The 17,229-nt window shown below is 70.9% G+C and carries 13 protein-coding genes; 3 read left to right on the forward strand and 10 right to left on the reverse strand.

Going from position 1 to position 17,229, the window contains the following annotated elements; translation table 11 throughout:
* The first annotated feature begins 75 nt into the window (after positions 1-75).
* Complete coding sequence (locus NKJ47_RS15495) at positions 76-1,665, forward strand: alpha-N-arabinofuranosidase (protein ID WP_254458725.1); 1,590 nt, start codon at positions 76-78, stop codon at positions 1,663-1,665.
* 326 nt (positions 1,666-1,991) lie between these two features.
* Here the strand turns inward: NKJ47_RS15495 and NKJ47_RS15500 are convergent, their stop codons facing one another.
* From NKJ47_RS15500 to NKJ47_RS15510, 3 genes are all read right to left on the reverse strand, one after another.
* Complete coding sequence (locus tag NKJ47_RS15500; protein ID WP_254458726.1) at positions 1,992-2,474, reverse strand: hypothetical protein; 483 nt, start codon at positions 2,472-2,474, stop codon at positions 1,992-1,994.
* A gap of 255 nt (positions 2,475-2,729) precedes the next feature.
* A complete protein-coding gene (gene fusA, locus NKJ47_RS15505) occupies positions 2,730-4,793 on the reverse strand; it encodes an elongation factor G (protein ID WP_254458727.1) in 2,064 nt (687 codons plus the stop codon).
* Positions 4,794-5,250: 457 nt separating this feature from the next.
* Positions 5,251-6,381 (reverse strand): dipeptidase, encoded by a 1,131-nt coding sequence (locus NKJ47_RS15510; protein WP_254458728.1) that lies wholly within the window; start codon positions 6,379-6,381, stop codon positions 5,251-5,253.
* A 178-nt stretch (positions 6,382-6,559) separates the two neighbouring features.
* Here NKJ47_RS15510 and NKJ47_RS15515 point away from each other — a divergent pair, with 178 nt between their 5' ends.
* Positions 6,560-7,828 (forward strand): cation:proton antiporter, encoded by a 1,269-nt coding sequence (locus NKJ47_RS15515; protein WP_254458729.1) that lies wholly within the window; start codon positions 6,560-6,562, stop codon positions 7,826-7,828.
* A gap of 143 nt (positions 7,829-7,971) precedes the next feature.
* Here the strand turns inward: NKJ47_RS15515 and NKJ47_RS15520 are convergent, their stop codons facing one another.
* The 7 genes from NKJ47_RS15520 to araD1 all read right to left on the reverse strand — a co-directional run bounded on the left by NKJ47_RS15520 (position 7,972) and on the right by araD1 (position 15,789).
* Positions 7,972-8,592, reverse strand: a complete 621-nt coding sequence (locus NKJ47_RS15520; RefSeq protein ID WP_254458730.1) for a glutathione S-transferase family protein — start codon at positions 8,590-8,592, stop codon at positions 7,972-7,974.
* A 45-nt stretch (positions 8,593-8,637) separates the two neighbouring features.
* Positions 8,638-9,663 carry a galactofuranose ABC transporter, permease protein YjfF gene (gene yjfF, locus NKJ47_RS15525; protein ID WP_254458731.1) on the reverse strand — a complete coding sequence of 342 codons (1,026 nt, stop codon included), beginning with the start codon at positions 9,661-9,663 and terminating at the stop codon, positions 8,638-8,640.
* Positions 9,660-10,715, reverse strand: coding sequence for an ABC transporter permease (locus NKJ47_RS15530; protein ID WP_254458732.1), 1,056 nt, complete (start codon positions 10,713-10,715; stop codon positions 9,660-9,662). The genes yjfF and NKJ47_RS15530 overlap by 4 nt, the downstream gene beginning before the upstream one ends.
* Entirely contained in the window at positions 10,712-12,223 is a 1,512-nt protein-coding gene (locus NKJ47_RS15535) for a sugar ABC transporter ATP-binding protein (RefSeq protein ID WP_254458733.1), read from the reverse strand. Before NKJ47_RS15535 ends, NKJ47_RS15530 begins: the two co-directional genes overlap by 4 nt.
* A 10-nt stretch (positions 12,224-12,233) precedes the next feature.
* On the reverse strand, positions 12,234-13,226 hold the full coding sequence (locus NKJ47_RS15540; protein ID WP_254458734.1) for an ABC transporter substrate-binding protein: 993 nt from the start codon (positions 13,224-13,226) through the stop codon (positions 12,234-12,236).
* Between the two features lie 97 nt (positions 13,227-13,323).
* Positions 13,324-14,763, reverse strand: a complete 1,440-nt coding sequence (locus tag NKJ47_RS15545) for an aldehyde dehydrogenase family protein (RefSeq protein ID WP_254458735.1) — start codon at positions 14,761-14,763, stop codon at positions 13,324-13,326.
* 18 nt (positions 14,764-14,781) lie between these two features.
* A complete protein-coding gene (gene araD1, locus NKJ47_RS15550) occupies positions 14,782-15,789 on the reverse strand; it encodes an AraD1 family protein (protein WP_254458736.1) in 1,008 nt (335 codons plus the stop codon).
* A gap of 152 nt (positions 15,790-15,941) precedes the next feature.
* Here araD1 and NKJ47_RS15555 point away from each other — a divergent pair, with 152 nt between their 5' ends.
* On the forward strand, positions 15,942-16,940 hold the full coding sequence (locus NKJ47_RS15555; protein WP_254458737.1) for a LysR substrate-binding domain-containing protein: 999 nt from the start codon (positions 15,942-15,944) through the stop codon (positions 16,938-16,940).
* The last annotated feature ends 289 nt before the right edge of the window (positions 16,941-17,229 follow it).

Below are 17,229 nucleotides of genomic sequence, written 5' to 3' on the forward strand. Positions count from 1 at the left end.
GCCAAGGCCGCGTGCCGGCTGCCATTTCCAAGCGGCGCTGGCGACGGCGCCGCCCTACCCGACAAGGAGCTCCCGATGCGTTCGCCCCGTTTCCTGAAGCAGCGCGCGGTGCGTTGGCGGCGGCTGCCGCTGATCGCCGCGACGCTCGGCCTGGCACTGGCCGCCCCGCTGGCGCAGGCCGCCGACGTCGAGGTCCGCGGCAGCCTGCATGCCGACCGCCCTGGCGCCGCGGTGTCGCGCCACCTGTTCGGGCAGTTCGCCGAGCACCTGGGCACCGGCATCTACGGCGGCGTCTGGGTCGGCCCGGACTCGAAGATCCCCAACACCCGCGGCTACCGCAACGACGTGGTCGCGGCGCTGAAGGCGCTGGACGTGCCGGACATCCGCTGGCCCGGCGGCTGCTTCGCCGACGAGTACCACTGGCGCGACGGCATCGGCCCGCGCAACCAGCGCCCGACCAGCGTCAACACCCACTGGGGCGGCGTGGAGGAACCCAACAGCTTCGGCACCCACGAGTTCATGGACTTCACCGAACTGCTCGGCACGCAGGCCTACGTGGCCGGCAACGTCGGCGACGCGGTGCCGGACGAGATGGCGCAGTGGGTGGAGTACATGACCGCGCCCACGCGCTCGACCCTGGCCGAACAGCGCCGCCGCAACGGCCGCCAGGCGCCGTGGAAGGTGCCGTTCTTCGGCGTCGGCAACGAGCTGTGGGGCTGCGGCGGCAACATGCGCGCCGAGTACGCCGCCGACGTGTTCCGCCGCTACCAGACCTTCGTCAAGGCGCCGGCCGACCAGAAGATCCTCAAGATCGCGCCCGGCCCGAACGAAGACGACTACCACTGGACCGAGGTGATGATGCGCGAGGCCGGCAAATTCATGGACGGCCTGAGCCTGCACTACTACACCGTTCCCGGCGGCTGGCCGCCGCGCGCCTCCTCCACCACCTTCGACGAGGCGGCCTGGATCGAAACGCTGTCGCGCACGCTGCGGATGGACGAGCTGATCGCCAAGCACAGCGCGATCATGGACAAGTACGACCCGGACAAGAAGGTCGCGCTGGTGGTCGACGAATGGGGCACCTGGTACAAGGGCCTGCCCGACGCGAATCCGGGCTTCCTGCACCAGCAGAACACCTTGCGCGATGCGCTGGTGGCCTCGCTCAACCTGGACATCTTCGTCCAGCATGCCGACCGCGTGCGCATGGCCAACATCGCGCAGATGGTCAACGTGCTGCAGGCGATGATCCTTACCGACGGCGACAGGATGCTGCTCACGCCGACCTACCATGTCTTCATGCTGTACAAGCCGTACCAGGACGCGACCGCGCTGCCGCTGCAGATCGACACGCCGGACTACCGGCATGCCGGCTACACGGTACCGGCGGTGCACGGCTCGGCGGTCCGGGCCAAGGACGGGCACGTGTACGTGGCGCTGACCAACCTGGACCCCAACCGCAGCGCGGACGTCGCGGTCCGGGTCGACGGCGTGCAGGCGCGCGGCGTCGGCGGCCAGATCCTGACCGCGCCGACCATCGACGCGCTCAACACCTTCGCACAGCCGCAGGCGGTGCGCCCGGCCGCGTTCGCGGGCGCGCGCCTGCAGGGCGACACGCTGCAGGTGGCGCTGCCGGCCAAGGCGATCGTGATGCTGAAGCTGCAGTAGCCACAGGCCACTGCCGCGCCCTCCCCAGCTGCGGCGCGCAGCAGACTCTGGATACCTGCCAGGCCGCACACGCGGTGCCGCGCTCCTAGTCCCTCTCCTGCCGGGAGAGGGGTTGGGGTGAGGGTCGATCCGCGCCGCACATCCACCTATCCCCAATCCCCAAGCCGCCGCTAGACACAGAGTGCACGTGCGCGAAGGAGACCTTGCCTGCCCGCGCATCCCTCACATCCCGCCCAGTGAGGGCGGATGCGGCCATGCGCACGGCGCCGTCTTCCCCCTCTTCCGTAAAGGGGTTTGGATTCCTGGGCAGCGCGATCTTCTGCGCGCTAGTCATGCGGGTCGGTCAGCAGCGCGAACAGCGATTGCCCATCCGGCGCGATCAGGTCGCTGACCGCCCAGCAGCCGTTGCCGCGGCGCTGCAGTTCGATCTTGACCGAACGCGCCCGCGCGGCGCGGCCGCCGAGCGCGAGCCGGTAGTCCATCCGCACCTCCACCACCGTGGCCTGCGAGCCGCCCGAAACCAGGGTGAAGCTCGGCGCGCCCTGGATCTCGCCATCCTGCGCGCTGGTCCACGGATCGAAGTCCAGGCGGCACGCGCCCTCGCGCGCGGCGCAGCGCTGGTCGGTCTGCAGCGCATGCGCGAGGGCCGGCGTCAGCAAGCCGTCCAGGTCCTGCGGCTTCCAGTAGAAATCGCGCGCCTTGTACAGGCGCTCGGCCATCTGCAGCGGCGTCGCGCAGGCCGGCGGCTGCGCCGCGGCGAGCGCAGGCGCCAGGGCAAGCAGAGTCAGGACGGCAAGACGGCGATGCATGGGCGGCTCCGGCGATCGAGGCCGGCTATGAAGCCCGGATCGCGACGCCAACGCAAGCGCGAGGGGCGTGGCGAACGCAACGGCGCGCGCCGTCGCCACGCAGGTGCGACCGCGCACAGGCTGCGCGGTGGACAGCGGAAGCCGAGCAACCGACCTGACGGCCGCGCCGCAATCGCACTGGCCGCTCCAAAAAAAAAGAGGAGCCGGCGAACCGGCTCCTCGTTCTCCTAGTGCATTACCGGACGGCGATCCGGCTCACGCGGCCTTGACCGGCGCATAGCCGTCGAAGGTCATGCTCGCCGATGCCCGTCCCTGGGTCAGCGACCGCAACGCGGTGGCATAGGCCTGCAGCTGCGCCAACGGCGCCTGCGCGATGACCTCGGCACGGGATCCGCGCTCTTCGATCGCCAGGACGCGTCCTCCGCGCCGCTGCAGATCGCCGAGCACGTCGCCGACGCTGCTCGCCGGCGCCTCGATCGCCACCGCCATCACCGGCTCCAGCAGCAGCGTGCCGGCCTGCGCCAGCGCCGCCTTCACCGCCTCGGAGGCCGCGCGCTGGAACGCCAGGTCCGACGAATCCACCGCATGCGCCTGGCCATCGACCAGCACCACCTCCACGCCGACCACCGGATGGCCGAGCGGGCCTTGCGCCAGCGCCGCCCGCACACCCTTCTCGGTGGCGGCGACGAAGGCCTTCGGCACCACGCCGCCGCGGCTGCGGTCGGCGAAGGTCACCGCGCCGTCCGCGCGCGGCAGCACATCCAGCACCACCTGCGCGAACTGGCCCTGGCCGCCGTTCTGCTTGGACAGCCGAACGGCCACGCCCAGCGCAGCCGCACGCGGCGTTTCCTGGTAGGCCACGCGCGGCGCACCGGTGCGCACGTCCACCTGCCACTCGCTGCGCAACCGCTCCACCATCACCTCCAGGTGCAGCTCGCCCATGCCCCAGATCACCGCTTCGCCGGTCTCCGGATCGCTGTCGACGCGGAAGGACGGATCCTCCTGCACCAGCCGCGCCAGGCCCTGGCCCAGCCGCACCAGTTCGGCCGCGTTGGCCGCGCCAAGCCGCCATGCCAACACCGGCGGCTGCGTGCGGATGCGTTCCAGCACCCACCGCGCCTGCACGCCGCTGAGCGTCTCGCCGCTGACCGCGTCCTTCCAGCCGAGCACGGCGACGATCTCGCCGGCCTCGGCCTGCGCCACGTCGCGAGTGCGCTGCGCCTGCACCACCGCCAGCCGGCCGACCCGGCGCGGACGCCGCGCATGCGACGTCCACACCGTGTCGCCGACGCGCAAGGTGCCCGAATACACGCGCACGAACGCCAGCGGCCCCTGCGCGGTATGCGCGAACTTGAACACCAGCGCCGCCAACGGACCGGATGGATCCGGCGCCAGCAACGTCGTGTGTCCGTCCTCGGCATCGGCGTCGGTGTCCGCATCGGCGCGGGCGGCGACCGGCGGGCGGTCCAGCGGCGACGGCAGCCAGTCGACGATCGCGTCCAGCAACGGCTCGATGCCCTTGCGCTTGAACGCCGAGCCGGCCAGCACCGGCACGCCGGCGCCGGCCAGGGTGGCCCGGCGCAAGGCGGCGCGCAGCAGCTCGACGTCGATCGCACGCTCCTCGAGATAGGCCTGCGCCAGCGCGTCGTCGTGGTCGGCCACCGCGGCGATCAACTGCTCGCGCGCGTCCGCGAACGCGGCCGCTTCGTCGGCCTGCCAGGCGCGCGTGTGCAGTTGCCCGTCGGCGTCCCAGGTCAACACGCGGCCGCCGACCAGGTCGCTCCAGCCGTCGAAGCCGGAGTCGCCGGGCAGCGGCACGCCGACCGCCCAGACCGTCGCGTCGAGCTTGCTGCGCAACTGCGCCAGCACGCCGTCGAACGACGCGCCCGCGCGGTCCATCTTGTTGACGAACGCGAGCATCGGCACGCCGTGGCGGCGCGCCTGCCGCCACACGGTTTCCGACTGCGGCTGCACGCCGTCGACCGCGGAGAACACCGCGACGGCGCCATCGAGCACGCGCAGCGAGCGCTCCACCTCGATCGCGAAATCGATGTGTCCGGGCGTGTCGATCAGGGTCAGGCGATGCGCCGGCTGCCCGGCCTGCGCCCACTGCACCTGCACCGCGGCCGCGCCGATGCTGATGCCGCGCGCGCGTTCGATGTCCGAGAAGTCGGTGGTGGCGGCGCCGTCGTGGACTTCGCCGAGACGATGGATCGCGCCGGCAGCCCACAACAGGCGTTCGGTGAGGGTGGTCTTGCCGGCGTCGATGTGGGCGATGATGCCGAGATTGCGCCAGCGGGAAAGGGTGTGCGTGTTCATGGGATGGGTTCCGCAATTGCCAACACGGGGGAAGCCGCATGCCCCGGTTGGCGAGGCGGGCATGCGGCTAGGTTTCGGGTTCGGCGGCGTAGTGCATGGCACGTTCTCCTTGGCGTGTCGGAACGGTGGAACAGCGAAAAACAGGCAATAAAAAAGCACCCATCGGGTGCTTGTCTGCGGCGGATCGGCGATGGCCGGCGTTAGCGCACGGCGTCGACCACTCCTTCAGGCAGGCGCACCCGGCCTGCGCTGACGCGCAGGGCGTTGGGCAATATCAGCAGCGGTGCATACGGCATGGCGGCGTGACGATGGGTGCGAATGAGGGCGGGAAGTCTGCGCCCGTGTCAGGTCGAGGTCAATGGATGTGCCGCAACGCCGCTGGAACGGTCGGAGGCGTTGCGTGGAACGACAGCGTGCCGGCCCCCGACACGGCCGTCAGCCGCGCCATCGGGCAGCGTCAGTCGGCCCAGATCTGCGCGAACACCCGCTCGAAATTCGCCCCCAGCACCTTCTCGGCCACCCGTGCGCTGTAGCCCTGGCGCAGCAGCGCGTCGGCGACGCGTTCGAGCTTGCGCGGGGTGTTGGCGTCGGGCAGATAGGGCAGACGGTTCTCGCCCGGGGCACCGATGCCGTCGCGGCGGCGCTGCACCAGGTCGGCCTCGAACGCGCGCCGGTCCTGCTCGGTGATCGGGAAGAAAAACGAGTCGGTCCCGATGCCGACATGGTCCTCGCCGCACACATCCAGCGCGTGCTGCATGTGATGCATGTAGTCGGCCAGCTGCGGCTGGCGGCTGTCCTCGGTCAGGAACGGCAGCATGTAGATGCCCACCACCCCGCCCTTGTCGGCCAGCGCGCGCAGCTCGGCGTCCTGCTTGTTGCGCGGATGCGCGAACACCGCCGCGCAGCCGGCATGGGTGATGACCGGCGGGCGCTGCGACAGGGCGATGCCGTCGCGGGTGGTCTGCTGGTTGCAGTGGCTCAGGTCCAGCGCCACCCCGAGCCGGTTCATGCGCGCGATCGCCTCGCGGCCGAGCGCGGTGACGCCGCCCGCGTCGCCATCCAGGCAGCCCACGCCGAACGGCGTGGTGCGGTTGTAGGTCAGTTGCATGACCCGCACCCCGAACTGGCGGAACAGGTCGATGCGCGCGGGCTTGTCCTCCAGCATCGCCGCCGACTCGAAGGAAAAGATCAAGGCGACGCGGCCGTCGCGCTTGGCGCGACGCAGGTCGGCCGCCTGCAGCACCTTGAGGAAGTGCTGCGGATAGCGCTCGACCAGCGCCTGCGCGGCGGCGATGTCCTGCACGGCGGTCTCGAAGTCGCCGGCCGCACCGCCCAGCGTGGTCTTCAACGCCGATACGCCGGAATCGCGCAGTTGCTGCAGCAGCTGCGGCACATCCGGGCCATCGACCATCTGCCCGATCGAGGCCAGGGTGTTGGCATCGAGCACCAGCGCGCGCCGGTACAGCGCATCGGCATCGCTCGCATCGGCAGCGGCGGCGCCCGCGATGGCGGCCCCGGGCAGCAGGCCGCCCACTGCGCCCGCGGCAGCGGCGCCCAGGCATTGCCGCCGTGTCCATCCCTTGCTCATCGCGTCGCTCTCCTGGTGCGTCCTGCGGTGTCGGCCCGCACAGGTGCCGGGCATGCGCGATGCGCGCGCGAGGCACCATACCGCATACGCGCCCCACCTCACCACGTGGCACCGCGCCCGCATGGATTTCGCGGCGCCGGCCTCCTATCATCCGCCGACACTTCCAGGACGGCCGCCCATGACCACCCCGCAGATGTCGGTGTACTTCTTCCTGCAGGCGGCGGTGATCCTGTTGGCCTGCCGCCTGGTCGGCCTGCTGGCGAAACGCGTGGGCCAGCCGCAGGTGGTCGGGGAGATGATCGCCGGCGTCGCGCTGGGCCCGTCGCTGTTCGGCGCGCTGCTGCCGGACCTGCAGCAGGCGCTGTTTCCCAAGCCGACTCTGGACATGCTGTACGTGGCCGCGCAGTTCGGCGTGGGCCTGTACATGTTCCTGGTCGGCACCGATTTCCGCGGCGAGCATTTCCGCACGCGCTATCGCAGCGCGATGGGCGTGTCGCTGGCCGGCATCGCCGTGCCGTTCGTGCTGGCGTTGGTGCTGGCGCCGTGGCTGCTGCACGTACCGGGGCTGTTCTCGGCCAAGGCCAAGCTGCTGGAGGCCTCGCTGTTCCTGGGCGCGGCCATCGCCATCACCGCGTTCCCGATGCTGGCGCGGATCATCCACGAACGCGGCCTCACCGACAGCCCGTTGGGCACCCTGGCGCTGACCGCCGGCGCGGTCGACGACGCCGCGGCCTGGTGCATCCTCGCGGTGGTGCTGGCCAGCTTCGGCGGCAGCTGGGGCAGCGCCTATCTGGCGATCGGCGGCGGCGTGGGCTACGCGCTGTTCATGCTGCTGGTCGGCCGCCACTGGCTGCGCCGCCTGGCCGCCCACGTGCGCCCCGACCAGCCGCTGAGCGCCGGCGTGCTGGCGGTGGTGCTGATGCTGTTCTGCACCAGCGCCTGGGCGATGGACGCGATCGGCATCCACGCGGTGTTCGGCGGCTTCCTGCTCGGCGCCTGCCTGCCCAAGGGCGCGCTGACCGAAAAGCTGCGCGAGCAGTTGCAACCGTTCGTGGTGGTGTTCCTGCTGCCGATGTTCTTCACCTTCTCCGGGCTCAAGACCGAACTGAGCGTGCTGCTGGACCCGCAGATCCTGCTGGCCGCCGGCGCGGTCCTGCTGGCCTCGTTCCTGGGCAAGGGCATCGCCTGCTGGGCCGCGGCGCGGATCAGCGGCGAAAACAACCGCGATGCGATGGCGATCGGCGCGCTGATGAACGCGCGCGGCCTGATGGAGCTGATCATCATCAACATCGGCCTGCAGGCCGGGGTGATCGAACAGGGCCTGTTCTCGATCCTGGTGCTGATGGCGATCGTCTCCACGCTGATGGCCACGCCGCTGTTCAACTGGGTGATGCGTCGCGCGACCGGCGACGAAAACACCACGGCGGTGGCGGGCGGCCGGCTATAGCGATGGCATCGAAGCGTGCAGGAGCGGCTTCAGCCGCGACGGGGCCGGTCGGTGAAGCCTGTCGCGGCTGAAGCCGCTCCTACGGAAGCGAAGAGCACGTCGTCGCGGTGGTTCTGCCACGCGTGGGGCCAATGCCGGTCGCCTCACGTCAGCGCGGTCATTACGCCCTTGCGATACGCCGGGCGCTGCTGCAGGCGCTGGTACCAGGCGTGCAGGTGCGGCAGCGCCGGGCGTTCGATCGGCATCTCGAACCAGGCATAGGCGAAGCTGCCGAGCGGGATGTCGCCCATCGCGAAGTGCTCGCCCGACAGCCAGGGCTGCTGCGCCAGCGCGGCGTCGGCGGTGCGCAGCAGCTTGGCCGATTGCTCCAGCGCGGCGGCGATCCTGGCGGCGTCGCGCTGCTCGGGCGCGGTGCGCAGCACGCCCCAGAACAGGTCGCGGAAGGCGCCGGCGAAGCACGAGGTGGTCCAGTCCATCCACTTGTCGCCGCGCGCGCGCAGCGCCGGGTCCTGCGGGTACAGCGTACCCGGGGCGTAGCGCGCGGCCAGGTAGCGGACGATGGCGTTGGATTCCCACAACGCCAGGCCATCGTCCTCGATCGCCGGCACCAGGCCGTTGGGATTGAGCGCGCGATAGGCCGGTGCATCGTTGCCGCCGAACGCGCCGCCGACCTCGATGGCGGTATAGGCCAGGCCGATCTCCTCGGCGCACCACAGCACCTTGCGCACGTTGCTCGAATTATGCCGGCCCCAGATCTTCACCATGTCGACGCTCCCGTTGCGTACCGGAATTCTACGCCGCCGCGCCGCTCAATCGCCCATCGCCGCCTCCGGCAGGCGCCGTGCCAGCAGCCGTTGCAGCAGGCAGAACAGCAGCAGCAGGCCACCGATCACGATGCGCGTCCACCACGAGCTGAGCGTGCCGTCGAACACGATCAGGGTCTGGATCGCGCCCAGGATCAGCACGCCGAACAGGGTGCCGATCACGTAGCCGCTGCCGCCGGCGAGCAGGGTGCCGCCGATCACCACCGCGGCGATGGCGTCCAGTTCCAGGCCCTGCGCGTGCAGGCTGTAGCCGGACAGCATGTAGAACGTGCATACCACCCCGGCCAGCGCCGAGCAGAAGCCGCTGAAGGCGTAGACGCGCACCTGGGTCGCCTCCACCGGCAGGCCCATCAGCCGCGCCGAGGCCTCGCTGCCGCCGAGCGCGTACACGCAGCGGCCGAAGCGGGTGCACTGGGTCAGCCACATGCCCAGCGCCACCATCGCCAGCGCGATCAGCGCGCCGACCGACAGCGACGCGCCGCCGCCCAGCGGCAGCCGCGACTGCGCGATCGCGGTGTACAGCGGGTCGGTGATCGGGATCGAATCGACGCTGATCAAGTAGCTGGCGCCGCGCGCCAGGAACATGCCGGCCAGGGTCACCACGAACGGCTGCAGGCGGTAGCGCTGGATCAGCAAGCCCATACCGGCGCCGAACACGCTACCGAGCAGCAGCACCAGCGGGATCGCCGCCAGCGGCGACCAGCCATGGCGCTCGACCAAGGATGCAGACAGCACGGTGGCGAAGGCCAGCACCGCGCCCACCGACAGGTCGATGCCGCCGCTGAGGATCACCAGGCTCATGCCGACCGCGGCGATGCACAGGAAGGCGTTGTCGATCAGCAGATTGGCCAGCACCTGCGGCGCCAGGAAGCCGTCGTAGAGCACGCCGCCGGCAGCGAGCATGACCACGAACAGCGCCACCGTGATCGCCAGCGGCAGGCGCGCGCCCTGCAGCACGCCCGCGGCCTTGCGCAGGCCGGACGTGGCCAGACGCGGCGCGGTCGCGCTCATGGCCGCGCCTCCGGCGGCGGCCGCCGGATCCAGCCGCGCAGGTTGGCGCGGAAGGTCGGCGATTGCAGCAGCATCACCGCGAACACCAGCAGCGCCTTGATCAGCATGGTGACCTGCGCCGGCACGCCGAAGGCGTAGATGGTCGCGGTCAGGGTCTGGATGATCAGCGCGCCGATCACGCTGCCGGCCAGGCTGAAGCGGCCGCCATCGAGCAGCGTGCCGCCGAGGGTGACCGCGAGGATCGCGTCCAGTTCCATCAGCTGCCCGGCGTTGTTGGCGTCGGCGCTCTTGACGTTGGAACTGATCAGCAACCCGGCCAGGCCGGCGCTGAACGCGCAGAACACGTACAGCAGCACCGCGATCAACCGCGCGCGCACGCCGGCGAGCCGCGCCGCACGCGGATTGTGGCCGATGGCGCGCACGAACAGGCCCAGTGCGGTGCGCCCCAGCAGCAGCTGCAATGCCACGAACACCGCGGCGACCACGAACAAGGCGAACGGCAGGCCGAGCAGGAAGCCGTTGCCGAGGTAGAAGTAAGGCGGGTAGTAGATGGTCAGGATCTGCCCGTCGCCGATCAGCTGCGCGATGCCGCGCCCGGCCACCATCAGGATCAGCGTGGCGATGATCGGCTGCATGCCGACCTTGACCACCAGCAGCCCGTTCCACAGCCCGCACAGCGCCGCCACCAGCAGCGGCGTCAGCAGCACCGCCCACAGCGGGAAACGGCTGTGCTCGCCGCCGCCGATCATCCACGCCGCCACCGTGGCGGCGATCGCCACCACCGCACCGACCGAGATGTCTAGGCCGCGCACCGCGATCACCAGGGTCATGCCCATCGCCACCAGCGCCAGCGGCGCGGCGCGGTTGCCGATGTCGACCAGGCTGCCGTACAGGTGGCCGTCGCGCCATTGCAGGCTCAGGAAGCCGGGATCGAACAGGCCGTTGCCGAGCAGCAGCACCGCCAGCGTCGCCAGCGGCCAGAACAGCGGGTGCGCGCGCAGCCGCGCCGGCCAGCGCGGCACAGTCGTGTCCGGCGTGGCGGCGGCGCTCATGCCGCGCTCCCGGCGATCAGGTCGAAGATCGCGCGCTCGCCGCAGCCGCCGGGCAGCTCGCCGACCAGGCGGCGTTCGCGCAGCACCGCGATGCGGTCGGCAATGCGCGCGATCTCGGCGACCTCGGCAGAGATGAACAGCACCGCCATGCCCTCGCGGGCCAGGGCCAGGATCCGGGTCATGATCTCCTGCTTGGCGGCGATGTCGATGCCGCGGGTAGGTTCGTCGAGGATCAGCAGCCGCGGCCGCGTCGCCAGCCAGCGCGCCAGCACCACCTTCTGCTGGTTGCCGCCGGACAGCAGCCCCACCGGCGTCTCCACGCTGGCGGTCTTGATGCCCAACGCGTCCACATAGCCCTGCGCGATGCGCACCTGCTCGGCCGGCGCCAGGAAACGGCGCAGGCCCAGGCGCGCCTGCAGGGCCAGCACGATGTTCTCGCGCACCGACAGCGCGGCGACGATGCCCTCGGTCTTGCGCTCTTCCGGGCACAGCGCCAGGCCGTGGGCGATCGCATCGGGCGGGCCGCGCAACGCCACGTCGCGCCCATCGATCAAGACGCGACCGCGGTCGGCACGGTCCAGCCCGAACAGCAGCCGCGCCAGTTCGGTGCGGCCGGCGCCGAGCAGGCCGGCCAGGCCCAGCACCTGGCCGCGGCACACGTGCAGGTCGGTCGGCTGCAACTGGCCGCGCCGGCCCAGGCCCTGCGCCTGCAGCAGCGGCACCGCGTCCTCGGGCGCCGCTGCGCGCACCGTGGCGGCCGCGGCGCTGGCCGGGTCGAGCGCGCGCCCGACCATCGCCGCGACCAGTTGCGGCGCGGGCAACGCGTCGGGCGTGTATTCGCCGACCAGGCGCCCGTTGCGCAATACGCTGATGCGGTCGGCCACCGCGTACACCTGGTCCAGGAAGTGGGTGACGAACAGGATCGCCATGCCGGCCTCGCGCAGCGCGCGCATCACCCGGAACAGCTCGGCCACCTCGCCCTCGTCGAGGCTGGAGGTGGGTTCGTCGAGGATCAGCACCCGCGCCGACACGCCGACCGCGCGCGCGATCGCCACCATCTGCTGCACCGCCACCGGATAGCTGCCCAGCGCGCGCCGCACGTCGACGGCGATGCCCAGGCGCTGCAGGCCGGCCTCGGCCTCGCGCTCGACCCGCCGCCAGTCGATGCGCCGCGGCCAGCCGCGCAGCGGATAGCGGCCGGCGAACAGGTTCTCGGCCACCGACAGGTTCGGGCACAGGTTCACTTCCTGGTACACGGTGCTGATGCCGAGCCGTTGCGCCTGCTGTGGCGACGCCGGCGCGACGACCGCACCGTCCAGCACGATGCGCCCGGCGTCGGCGGGCGTCACCCCGGTCAGCAGCTTGATCAGGGTCGACTTGCCGGCGCCGTTCTGGCCCATCAGCGCATGGATCTCGCCGCCGCGCAGGCGCAGCGCCACGTCCTCCAGCGCGGCCACGCTGGCGTAGGCCTTGCGCAGCCCCTGTGCCTCCAGTACCGGCGGATGCATGCGCGCGCCCTCAGTACTTGCGCTTGGGCAATTCGGCCGCGGCCTGGTCCTGGGTGTACACCGATTCCTCCACCACGATGCGCTTGGGCAGCGGCTTGCCGGCCTTGAGGTCGCCAATGGCCTGCACCAGTTGCGGGCCGAGCAGCGGATTGCATTCGACGGTGACGTTGAGCTTGCCGGCCTGCATCGCCTCGAACGCGCCCTTCACCCCGTCCACCGAGATCACCAGGATGTCCTTACCCGGCCGCAGCCCGGCTTCCTCGATCGCCTGGATCGCGCCGATCGCCATGTCGTCGTTGTGCGCATAGAGCACGTCGATGTTGCGTCCCTCCGATTTCAGGAACGCTTCCATCACTTCCTTGCCCTTGGCGCGGGTGAAGTCGCCGCTCTGCGAGCGCACGATCTGGAAGCGCGGATGCGCCGCCAGGATCTCCTTGAAGCCGCGCATGCGGTCGAGCGCCGGCGCCGAGCCGACGGTGCCCTGCAGTTCGACGATGCGCACCGGTTTGTCGCCGTCCTTCAGCGGCGAACGCTCGACCAGCCAGCGCGCCGCCTTGCGCCCTTCCTCGACGAAATCCGAGCCGATCAGGGTGACGTACAGGCTGTCGTCGGACACCTTCACCGCGCGGTCGGTGAGCACCACCGGGATCTGCGCGGCCTTGGCCTCGCGCAACACCGTCTCCCAGCCCGACTCCACCACCGGCGAAAACGCGATCACGTCCACGCGCTGGGCGATGAACGAGCGCAGCGCCTTGATCTGGTTCTCCTGCTTCTGCTGCGCATCGGAGAACTTCAGTTTCATGCCGGCATCGGCGACGGCCTGCTTGATCGAGGCGGTGTTGGCGGTGCGCCATTCGCTCTCGGCGCCGACCTGGCTGAAGCCGACGGTCAGTTGCCCGGGCGCCTTGCCCGCCTCCTTGCCGCCGCCGGAACAGGCGGCCAGCACCACACCCAGCACCGCCGCGATTCCCAGCGCACGCATTCCCGACTGCTGCTTCTGCATAGCCCCTCCTCATTGATGGCACGCTGGCAGCGGACGGGCCCGGGGGCCACGACGCGCCACCCACCCTCCCAGGCCGGCGTGCGCTGGTTCGATCAGTTCATGGCGCGGACGTATAGGCGGTCTTGACCGTGGTGTAGAACTCCACCGCATAGCGGCCCTGCTCGCGCGGGCCGTAGCTGGACGCCTTGCGCCCGCCGAACGGCACATGCGGGTCGACGCCGGCGGTGGGCAGATTGACCATCACCATGCCCGCCTGCGCATGCCGCTTGAAATGCGTGGCGTGTTTGAGCGAGCGCGTGGCGATGCCGGCGCACAGGCCGAATTCGGTGTCGTTGGCCAGGGCCAGCGCGTGTTCGTAGTCGTCGGCCACCAATACCGCGGCGACCGGGCCGAACACTTCCTCGCGGGCGATGCGGTGCTGCGGCTGCGCCGCGACCAGCGCCGGGCGCAGGTAGTAGCCGCGGTGCGGGCACTCCAGCGCCTCGCCGCCGTACAGCAGCTCGGCGCCTTCCTCGCGGGCGATGCGCAGGTAGTCGCGGTCCTGTTCGAACTGGCTGGCGCTGGCGACCGGGCCGATGTCCACGCCCGGCTCCAGCGCGTGGCCGATCTTCAGCGCACTCAGGCGCGTGCGCAGCCGCGTGACGAAGTCGTCGTGCACCGCGCGCTCGACGATCAGCCGGCTCGACGCGGTGCAGCGCTGGCCGGTGGAGAAGTAGGCGCCGTTGACCGCGAGTTCCACCGCCAGGTCCAGGTCGGCATCGGCCAGCACCACCAGCGGGTTCTTGCCGCCCATCTCCAGCTGGATCTTCAGCCCGCGCTCGGCGGCCTGGCGCAGCAAGCGCGTGCCGGTCGGCACCGAGCCGGTGAAGCTCAGCGCATCGATGCCGTGCTCGGCGACCAGCGCCTGGCCGACCGTGCCGCCGCTGCCGAGCACCAGGTTGAACGCGCCGTTGGGCAGGCCGGCGCGGCTGAGGATTTCGGCCAGCGCCCAGGCGCAGCCGGGCACGCTTTCCGCCGGCTTGAACACCACGGTGTTGCCATAGGCCAGCGCCGGCGCGATCTTCCACGCCGGGATCGCCAGCGGAAAATTCCACGGCGCGATGAGGCCGACCGTGCCCACCGGCTCGCGGGTGATCTCGACGTTGACCCCGGGCCGGGTGGAGGCCAGCGTCTCGCCGGGAATGCGCAGGGCCTCGCCGGCGAAGAATTTGAAGATCTGCCCGGCGCGTGCCGCTTCGGCGATGCTCTCGGGCAGGGTCTTGCCCTCTTCCGAAGCCAGCAGCGTGCCCAGTTCCTGCCTGCGCGCCAGGATCTCGCTGCCGACCGCGTCCAGCGCGTCGGCGCGCTGCTGCGGGGTGCTCGCGGCCCACGCCGCCTGCGCCGCGTTGGCCGCGGCGATCGCCTCGCGCACCGTGGCCGCGTCGACACTGCCGGCTTCGCCGACCGGGGCCGACAGGTCGGACGGATTCTCGTCGGGGGCGAGGTCGTCGCCGGCCACCCAGCGGCCGTCGATGTAGCTCTGGAAACGTCGGGTCATGCCTACCTCCATGCGGTTCTACAGCGCGCGCACGCCGCCCAGGGCGAATCCGCTCTCAACGCGCTGCAAGGGATTGACCAGCGCCGCGCCGAACTCGGGCAGTTCGATCTCGAAGCGGTCGCCGGGCTGCGCCTGCACGCCGTCGGCGAAGCTCAACGTGGCGGTGCCGAAGAAATGCAGGTGCACGTCGCCGGGCACGCGGTGCGCGGCGTACTTGAAATGGTGGTATTCGAGATTGGCCAGCGAGTGGCACATGTTGGCTTCGCCGGTGACGAACGGCTTCTCCCAGATCACCGCATCGCCGCGGCGGATGCGGCTGTGGCCGCGCAGGTCGCGCGGCAGCGCGCCGCAGCGCAGCTCCGGGCCGACCGCGCAGGCGCGCAGCTTGGAATGGGCCAGGTACAGGTAGTTCTGGCGCTCGGTGACGTGGTCGGAGAACTCGTTGCCCAGCGCGAAGCCGAGCCGGTACGGCACGCCGTCGGCGCCGATCACGTACAGCCCGACCAGTTCCGGCTCCTCGCCGCCGTCCAGGGCGAAGTCCGGCGACGGCAGCGGTGCGCCCGGCGCGACCAGACTGCTGCCGTCGCCCTTGTAGAACCATTCCGGCTGCGCACCGGGCTGGCCGTCGCGCGGGATGCCGCCGTCCACGCCAAGCTGGAAGATCTTCATCGAATCGGTGAGCGTGCCCTGCGCCGCCTGCTGCTGCAGGTTCTGGTGCATGGCATCGCGGGTGGCGGCGCTGCCCAGATGGGTCAGGCCGGTGCCGGTGACGCGGCAATGCGCCGGGTCCGGATGGGTCAGCGGCGGCAGCACGCGGCCGGCGGCGAGCAGAGCGGCGTAGTCGAGCACGCGCTCGCCGCGCAACTGCTGCGCTTGGGCGTCCAGGCGGTTGCCGGCGGCCAGCGCGGCGTTGGCCAGCGCGTAGGTCGACGCCACCTCGCGCAACAGCCGCACCTGGCGGCCCTCGTCCTCCACCACGCCTACGCCGGGAATGCCTGCGTCATCGAGCAACTGGATCAATCGCATGAATCGGTCGCCTGTCGGAATGCGGACGCGCGGCGCGCGGCACGGAACACGCGCAACGCGATGCGCCCGTCCTATTCTGGCCGGACGACCTATATGCAACAAATATCTGTTTTGGCTTAATGTATACGAACATTCGTATCTTTCTGAGCGCCATGCCCGCTGCCCCGCCCTGGTTCGTCCGCGCCCGCCTGAAGACCCGGCAATTGATGCTGCTGCTGGCGATCGAGGAGGAAGGCAACATCCACCGCGCCGCCGAGACCTTGAACATGTCGCAGCCGGCCGCGTCCAAGCTGCTCAAGGACCTGGAGGACATGCTGGCGGTGCCGCTGTTCGAGCGCCTGCCGCGCGGCATGCGCGCGACCTGGTACGGCGAGGCGATGATCCGCCACGCGCGCATCGCTCTGGCCAGCCTCGGCGAGGCCGGCGCCGAGATCGAGGCGCTGAAGGCCGGCTATGCCGGCAGCGTCGCCGTCGGCGCGATCGCCGGCCCGGCGATGAGCCTGCTGCCGGCGGCCCTGGCCCAGGTCGGCGCGCAGCATCCGCTGCTGCGGGTGAGCCTGCGCGTGGACGGCAGCGACGTGCTGCTGGAGCAGCTGGCGCAGAACAAGCTGGACATCGTGGTGGCGCGGCTGTTCGCGCGGCACGACAAGCGCCACCTGCACTACCAGGCGCTGGCCGAGGAAAAGGTCTGCGCCATCGCCCGCCCTGGCCATCCTCTGCTGGCGGCGCCGGCGCCGACGCTGGCGGTGCTGGCCGAGGCGCCGTGGATCGTGCCGCCGGACGGCAGCGTGCTGCGCCACCGTTTCGAACTGATGTTCCAGAACGCCGGGCTGGAGGCGCCCAAGCGGGTGATCGAGACCTCGGCGCTGGTGGTGCTGCCGCAACTGTTGCGCCATGGCGACGCGCTGGCGGTGGTGCCGGAGGACGTGGCCCGGCATTTCGCCGACCACGGCAGCGTGGCGATCGTGCCGGTGGCGCTGTCCTGCCGCATGGACGCCTTCGGCCTGATCACCCGCCGCGACTGGCTGCTGTCGCCGGGCGCGCGGATCGTGCTGCAGGCGCTGCAGGAGGCCGCGGCCGCGGTCTACGGCGTCGCCGCAGCAGGGGGAGCGCAGTCGCTACCCACGGACAGTGAATCGCGTCGGGACTGAAGTCCCTCCCACAGAGCCTCCGCCCGTACCGCCGCGCGGCTTCTTGTGGGAGCGACATTAAGCCGCGACGCGCAGTGGGGGGCTCACCTGCCACTGTCCAAGGGCAGCCGATCGCGTCGGCACTGAAGTCCCTCCCACAATGCCTCTGCCCATGCCGGCGCGCAGCTTTTGTTGGAGCGGCTTCAGCCGCGACGCGCAGTGCGGGGCTCACCTGCCACTGTCGAAGGACAGCCGATCGCGTCGGCACTGAAGTCCCTCCCACAATGCCTCCGCCCGTGCCGGCGCGCAG

The sequence above is a fragment of the Xanthomonas sacchari genome (genome assembly GCF_024266585.1).
GTDB lineage: Bacteria > Pseudomonadota > Gammaproteobacteria > Xanthomonadales > Xanthomonadaceae > Xanthomonas_A > Xanthomonas_A sacchari_C.

Excerpts from the sequence above, each read along its gene's own strand:
- araD1 (WP_254458736.1), bottom strand. The coding sequence starts at position 15,789 with ATGCGATTGATCCAGTTGCTCGATGACGCAGGCATTCCCGGCGTAGGC.
- NKJ47_RS15535 (WP_254458733.1), bottom strand. The coding sequence starts at position 12,223 with ATGCATCCGCCGGTACTGGAGGCACAGGGGCTGCGCAAGGCCTACGCC.
- fusA (WP_254458727.1), bottom strand. The coding sequence starts at position 4,793 with ATGAACACGCACACCCTTTCCCGCTGGCGCAATCTCGGCATCATCGCC.
- yjfF (WP_254458731.1), bottom strand. The coding sequence starts at position 9,663 with ATGAGCGCGACCGCGCCGCGTCTGGCCACGTCCGGCCTGCGCAAGGCC.
- NKJ47_RS15530 (WP_254458732.1), bottom strand. The coding sequence starts at position 10,715 with ATGAGCGCCGCCGCCACGCCGGACACGACTGTGCCGCGCTGGCCGGCG.
- NKJ47_RS15495 (WP_254458725.1), top strand. The coding sequence starts at position 76 with ATGCGTTCGCCCCGTTTCCTGAAGCAGCGCGCGGTGCGTTGGCGGCGG.
- NKJ47_RS15555 (WP_254458737.1), top strand. The coding sequence starts at position 15,942 with ATGCCCGCTGCCCCGCCCTGGTTCGTCCGCGCCCGCCTGAAGACCCGG.
- NKJ47_RS15540 (WP_254458734.1), bottom strand. The coding sequence starts at position 13,226 with ATGCAGAAGCAGCAGTCGGGAATGCGTGCGCTGGGAATCGCGGCGGTG.
- NKJ47_RS15500 (WP_254458726.1), bottom strand. The coding sequence starts at position 2,474 with ATGCATCGCCGTCTTGCCGTCCTGACTCTGCTTGCCCTGGCGCCTGCG.
- NKJ47_RS15510 (WP_254458728.1), bottom strand. The coding sequence starts at position 6,381 with ATGAGCAAGGGATGGACACGGCGGCAATGCCTGGGCGCCGCTGCCGCG.
- NKJ47_RS15515 (WP_254458729.1), top strand. The coding sequence starts at position 6,560 with ATGACCACCCCGCAGATGTCGGTGTACTTCTTCCTGCAGGCGGCGGTG.
- NKJ47_RS15520 (WP_254458730.1), bottom strand. The coding sequence starts at position 8,592 with ATGGTGAAGATCTGGGGCCGGCATAATTCGAGCAACGTGCGCAAGGTG.
- NKJ47_RS15545 (WP_254458735.1), bottom strand. The coding sequence starts at position 14,763 with ATGACCCGACGTTTCCAGAGCTACATCGACGGCCGCTGGGTGGCCGGC.